The organism is Selenomonas sp. (assembly GCF_052169755.1).
Classification (GTDB): domain Bacteria; phylum Bacillota; class Negativicutes; order Selenomonadales; family Selenomonadaceae; genus Selenomonas.
The window spans coordinates 1-5,106 of record NZ_JBQNBV010000138.1 but is presented as its reverse complement, the minus strand read 5'-3'; the positions used below and the strand labels follow the sequence as shown (position 1 = coordinate 5,106).

General features: G+C 54.9%; 7 protein-coding genes. 4 read left to right on the top strand and 3 right to left on the bottom strand.

The window, feature by feature from the left end:
• Together ACTTKG_RS08955 and ACTTKG_RS08950 are read left to right on the top strand one after the other, a co-directional pair.
• On the top strand, positions 1-938 hold a 938-nt coding region (locus ACTTKG_RS08955), incomplete at its 5' end, for an autotransporter outer membrane beta-barrel domain-containing protein (RefSeq protein WP_442673868.1).
• Positions 939-1,016: 78 nt separating this feature from the next.
• A complete protein-coding gene (locus ACTTKG_RS08950; protein ID WP_442673867.1) occupies positions 1,017-1,535 on the top strand; it encodes a hypothetical protein in 519 nt (172 codons plus the stop codon).
• Between the two features lie 94 nt (positions 1,536-1,629).
• On the opposite strand, the gene ACTTKG_RS08945 is transcribed toward ACTTKG_RS08950, so the two are convergent.
• Together ACTTKG_RS08945 and ACTTKG_RS08940 are read right to left on the bottom strand one after the other, a co-directional pair.
• Entirely contained in the window at positions 1,630-2,202 is a 573-nt protein-coding gene (locus ACTTKG_RS08945) for a chromate transporter (RefSeq protein WP_442673866.1), read from the bottom strand.
• Positions 2,203-2,214: 12 nt separating this feature from the next.
• Complete coding sequence (locus tag ACTTKG_RS08940) at positions 2,215-2,805, bottom strand: chromate transporter (protein ID WP_442673865.1); 591 nt, start codon at positions 2,803-2,805, stop codon at positions 2,215-2,217.
• A 256-nt stretch (positions 2,806-3,061) separates the two neighbouring features.
• Between ACTTKG_RS08940 and ACTTKG_RS08935 the strand changes: the two genes are divergently transcribed.
• Positions 3,062-3,223, top strand: a complete 162-nt coding sequence (locus ACTTKG_RS08935; RefSeq protein WP_442673864.1) for a rubredoxin — start codon at positions 3,062-3,064, stop codon at positions 3,221-3,223.
• Between the two features lie 192 nt (positions 3,224-3,415).
• On the top strand, positions 3,416-4,384 hold the full coding sequence (locus ACTTKG_RS08930) for a malate dehydrogenase (protein WP_013740926.1): 969 nt from the start codon (positions 3,416-3,418) through the stop codon (positions 4,382-4,384).
• Positions 4,385-4,503: 119 nt separating this feature from the next.
• Here the strand turns inward: ACTTKG_RS08930 and ACTTKG_RS08925 are convergent, their stop codons facing one another.
• On the bottom strand, positions 4,504-4,935 hold the full coding sequence (locus tag ACTTKG_RS08925; protein ID WP_442673863.1) for a Dps family protein: 432 nt from the start codon (positions 4,933-4,935) through the stop codon (positions 4,504-4,506).
• Positions 4,936-5,106: the final 171 nt, after the last annotated feature.

Below are 5,106 nucleotides of genomic sequence, written 5' to 3'. Positions count from 1 at the left end.
AGCCGAAGATCGAATACGGCGACTACGAGACGAAGCTTATGAGCGGCGTCAAGTCAGCGATGACGGCGTCGACGATGGCGTGGCGTGCTGAGGCAAACGACCTTATGAAGCGCATGGGAGACCTCAGACTCTCGCCGGAAGATACCGGCATCTGGGCGCGTGTCTATCGCGGCAAGTCGTCGAGCGACAAGGACAAGACGAACTTCGATATGAACTACACGACGATCCAGGTCGGCTACGATAAGAAGGTCGGAGACGATTGGCGCGTCGGCGTCGCCGGAAGCTATATGAAGGGAACGTCTTCCTTTGCAAAGGGCAATGGCGAAAACAAGGAAGGCAACCTTGGTGTCTACGGCACATGGTCGGGCAAGAACGGCGAATATGTCGATCTCATTGCAAAGATCGGCAGACTCTCTAGCGAGTACACCGTCTACAACGCCTTAAATCACTATGTCAAGGGCGACTTCCACACATGGGGCGGCTCGCTCTCGGCAGAGTACGGCAGACGCATCGCCATGCAGGGCGGCAGCTTCATTGAGCCGCAGATCGAGATGATTTACAGCCATCTGAACGGCGTCAACTACACGGGCAAGACGGACTATGTCGGGCAGAAGATGTATGTACGCCAAGGCGCGATGAACAGCTTCGTCGGGCGCATTGGCCTTGGCTTCGGTCAAGAAACGAAGAGCAGCACATGGTTCCTCAAAGCGTCGCTCTATCATGAATTCGCGGGCGATCTCTCGACGGACTACTCTGACGGGACGAATCCGTGGAAAACGACGCATCAAGAAGGAAAGGATACATGGCTTGGTCTCCAGCTCGGCGGCACGATGAAGCTCAGTGACAAAACGAGCCTCTATGGCACATTTGAAAAGACTTTCGGCGGCGATATCAAGACCGATTGGCGCATCGACGCAGGTCTTCGCTGGAGCTTCTGAGACAGAAAAGAAGAAAAGCAGGCAGGCGGCGGGATGTTTTCGCCCGCCGTCGTACCTGCAAACTAGGGAGGAACTCGGATGAGTGAGAAAAAAGCAGAAGAAAAGAACGAGATGAAGAATGACGCGGCGACGGAAAGCATGGTTGCGAAGGAAAAAGCTGCAAAGCTTCAAGCCTATTTGATACAGGAGAAGATTTCGGGCATTGAGATGCACAAGGCGGAGGATGCCGTGCATTCGCATGTCTTTCGCAGCAATCTGCCACTCAGGGGGCAGGATCTGCCCTTCATGATCCTCGTGGATGACAGTGTCTACACGTTGATTCAGATCGAAGTCGCCGCACGTATCGCTGCGGCGAAGGAGAAGCCGAGCCTTGCGGCATACTTGGACAATCTGAACAACGAGTACCGTATGCTGAAGTACAACAGCGATGAAGCGGGCAATCTCCTGCTGACCTGCTGCATCCCGTCGGGTGTAGATCAGTTCGACCCGTCGCTGATCGTTGCCTTGGTGAACCAGATCCAAGGCCATCTGGAAGCGGTCTATCCCGACATCATGAAGCATCTGTGGGAAGGCGGCGAGCCGGAGAAGAAGCGCTGAGACACATGGCGTAGAAGGAAAAGCATAAAAGGAGCATCGGCATGAGAAAAACGCATGTCGATGCTCCTTTTCCGTTATTTTATCGGGGATTCCTTTACATGCCGCCGCTTTTCAATACGCCGAAGAGTACGCCGAGTACGCCGGATGCGGCGAGGATCGTGATGACGCCATATTTGTAGTGCATGGCGATCAGCGCGAAGGCGATGATGACGATGCTGCTCCATTCGGTCGCATCGAAGCTTGTGGGAAGGCTTTCCGTGTTCCAGACGGCGAGCAGGATGAAGTCGATCGCCGCGCCGCAAATGAGAGCGATGACGGCGGGGCGAAGACCGTTCAAGATGCCGCGGATGGAGCCGATGTCGCCATACTTGAAGAAGAGTTTGGCGAGCGCGATGCCGAGGATCAGCGACGGGAAGGCGAAGCCCGCCGTCGCGGCGACGGCGCCCCAGGCGCCCGCGACCGTCATGCCCGCGAAGGTCGCGGCGTTGATGCCGATGGGACCGGGCGTCATCTGCGAGATCGTGAAGATGTCGATGAACTGCGCGAGTGTCAGCCAGCCGCGCTCATCGACGACGGCTGCCTGGATGAGCGGCATGGAAGCGTAGCCGCCGCCGACGCAGAAGATGCTGACTTTGGCAAATTCGAAGAAGAGCTGAAGATAGATCATGATCGCGCCCCCTCAGCCGAATTTCCTGTCCTGCATGAGGACGAGGCCGATGATGCCGTCGATGATGACGAGCAGCATGATGTTGACATCGAAGAATACGTTGGCGACGAAGGTCGCGAGGACGATCGCCATGGGCAGCAGGAGGCGCGTCTTCGCCTGCTTGATGAAGAGGTCGATGGCGACCTTCAAAATCAGCGCCGTCGCGCCGCACTGCATTCCCTTCAAGGCGAGCTGCACCGTCGGATTGCTGGCAAAAGCATCGTAGCAGCGTGCGATGACAGAAAGCGTGATGAGGGGCGGCAGCACTGTCGCGAGGAGCGCCGTCAGAGAGCCGGCGAGTCCCGCCATGCGGTAGCCGAGGATGATGCAGGCGTTGACGGCGACGATGCCCGGCATGGACTGCGCGATGGCGACCATGTCGAGCGCCTCTTTGTCGTCAATCCAGCCGTACTCATCGACGTATTTCGCCTTCAAGAGCGGGATGATGACGAAGCCGCCACCGATGGTGACGGCGCTGATAATGAAGGTGGAAGAAAAGAGCTTCCAGTAAAAATGCTTGGCGTCGCGCGGCGCAGGCGACGTCGGAACTTTGGTGTCTGTCATGGGGGTCGCTCCTTTTCGGTGATGGTTCTATCATTATATCACGCGGAAGCTTACGAGAAAACATCCAATGCCGAGGACGCGCGGGCTTTTCGAAGAAAGTGCGGCGATGCGCAGCGATAAAGGCTTGCTTTACCTCCAGCGGCATAGTATCATAAGTAGCGTAAGTTGAGCGGGAAAGCTCAACATGACGAGGTGGGGACCGCGCTTTATCGGAGCTGCCCCCGCATATCTTATATTATTTAAGGAGGAATTTCTTATGAAAACTTGGACTTGCACGGTTTGCGGCTGGGTGTATGATGAAGCACAGGGCGATCCCGACTATGATCTCGCGCCGGGTGTTCCTTTCGCCGACTTGCCGGAGGATTTCGTCTGTCCGCTGTGCGGCGTCGGCAAGGATATGTTTGAAGAACAGGCATAACCGTTGGGTATTTTGATAAATGAGGTTAATGATTTCATCAAAATTTTCATGAAATAAATTGATTCTTCTTGTAAATTTTGATATAATCAAAGGCGATGAACTTGGGTTTTCATTTATCAATCCAAGCAATGGAGATGCGTCCCGGTAAGTCGAGGGGATGTCTCGCCGAATTTCAAAGGAGGCAGATTTTACATGAAAGTAACAGTTGTTGGTGCAGGTAATGTCGGAGCTACCGTTGCAAATGTCCTTGCGACGAAAGCATTCTGCAGCGAGGTCGTCCTCGTTGACATCAAGGAAGGCGTGCCTGAGGGCAAGGCCATCGACATCATGCAGACGGCTCACATGCTGAACTTTGACACGACGGTGAAGGGCGTCACGGCTCTGCCGGACGATCCGAACGGCTATGCTCCGACGGCAGGATCCGAAGTCGTCGTCATTACGTCCGGTATGCCGCGCAAGCCGGGCATGAGCCGCGAGGATCTGATCGGCGTCAACGCGAAGATCGTCAAGAGCGTCGTCGATCAGGCTTTGAAGTTCTCCCCCGATGCCTACTTCATCATCATCTCCAACCCGATGGATGCTATGACGTATCTGGCGCTCAAGGATTCCGGTCTGCCGCGCAACCGCATCCTCGGTCAGGGCGGTATGCTCGACAGCAGCCGTTTCCGCTATTACCTCTCCGTTGCTCTGACGGAAGCCGGCTATCCTGCGACGCCGACGGACATCGACGGCATGGTCTTGGGCGGTCACAGCGACAAGACGATGGTGCCGCTCGTAAGCCATGCGACGCTGCGCGGCGTTCCCGTGACGCAGCTCCTCTCGAAGGAAGCGCTGACGGATGTTGTTGAAAAGACGAAGGTCGGCGGCGCGACGCTCACGAAGCTGCTCGGCACGTCCGCATGGATGGCTCCGGGCGCTGCGGCTGCGATGATGGTCGAGGCGATCGCTCTCGATGCGAAGAAGCTCATCCCGTGCTGCGTCGGCTTGGACGGCGAGTACGGCGAGAAGGATCTCGCGATCGGCGTGCCCGTGATCTTGGGCAAGGGCGGTTGCGAGAAGATCATCGAGGTGCAGTTCTCCGATGAGGAGAAAGCGAAGTTCGCGGAGAGCGTCGCTGCTGCGCGCGATACGAATTCGAAGCTCGGCGATGCTTTGAAGTAAGCATCCCCAAAGCTGCATATAAAAGGACTGCTGCATTTTCTGCAGCAGTCCTTTTTCGATGGAAAAATGCTGCCAGCATCCCTCGGAGGAGGACGTGGCAGCATTTTAGTGACGATATCTTATTTCATGCGCGCTTGGCGAAGCATCCACAGGGATTTGGCGTACTTTTTAATGAAGTCGTCCATGAGCATGGAGGTGACGTAGCGATTCGCCTCGTCGGCGGCTTTCTTGAGATTGCGCACTTCTTCGTAGAGATAGGTGAAGTCCTTCTCCACTTCGGCGAGGATCTCATCCGAGGTCACGAAGCCCGGCTTTGCTTCTTCGATCTTTGCGGTTGCCAAGAAGTCCTTGAGCGACGACAGCGGCTCATGGTTGATCTGCAGCAAGCTCTCGGCGATGGCGTCAATATCATCGCGCACGCTGTCATAGTAGCTTTCGAGCTGCGCGTGGACGGGGAAGAAATCGGGACCTTTGACGTACCAATGATAGTGCTGAAGCTTGTGATATTCGACAACGAGGTCCGAAAGAAGCTGGTTCAACATTTTGTGCATAAAAAAATCCTCCTTTGCAATTTAAGGGCAAAAAATCTGCGTGGAATATCTTTTGCTATTATAGCACAAATGGTACGAGTTAACAAATAACATTTATTCTCTGTTGTGGGCAATCGGATGATTTCTATGCTATAATTAAAGAAGTGAAAATGCGAGAAGTGTGATATAATA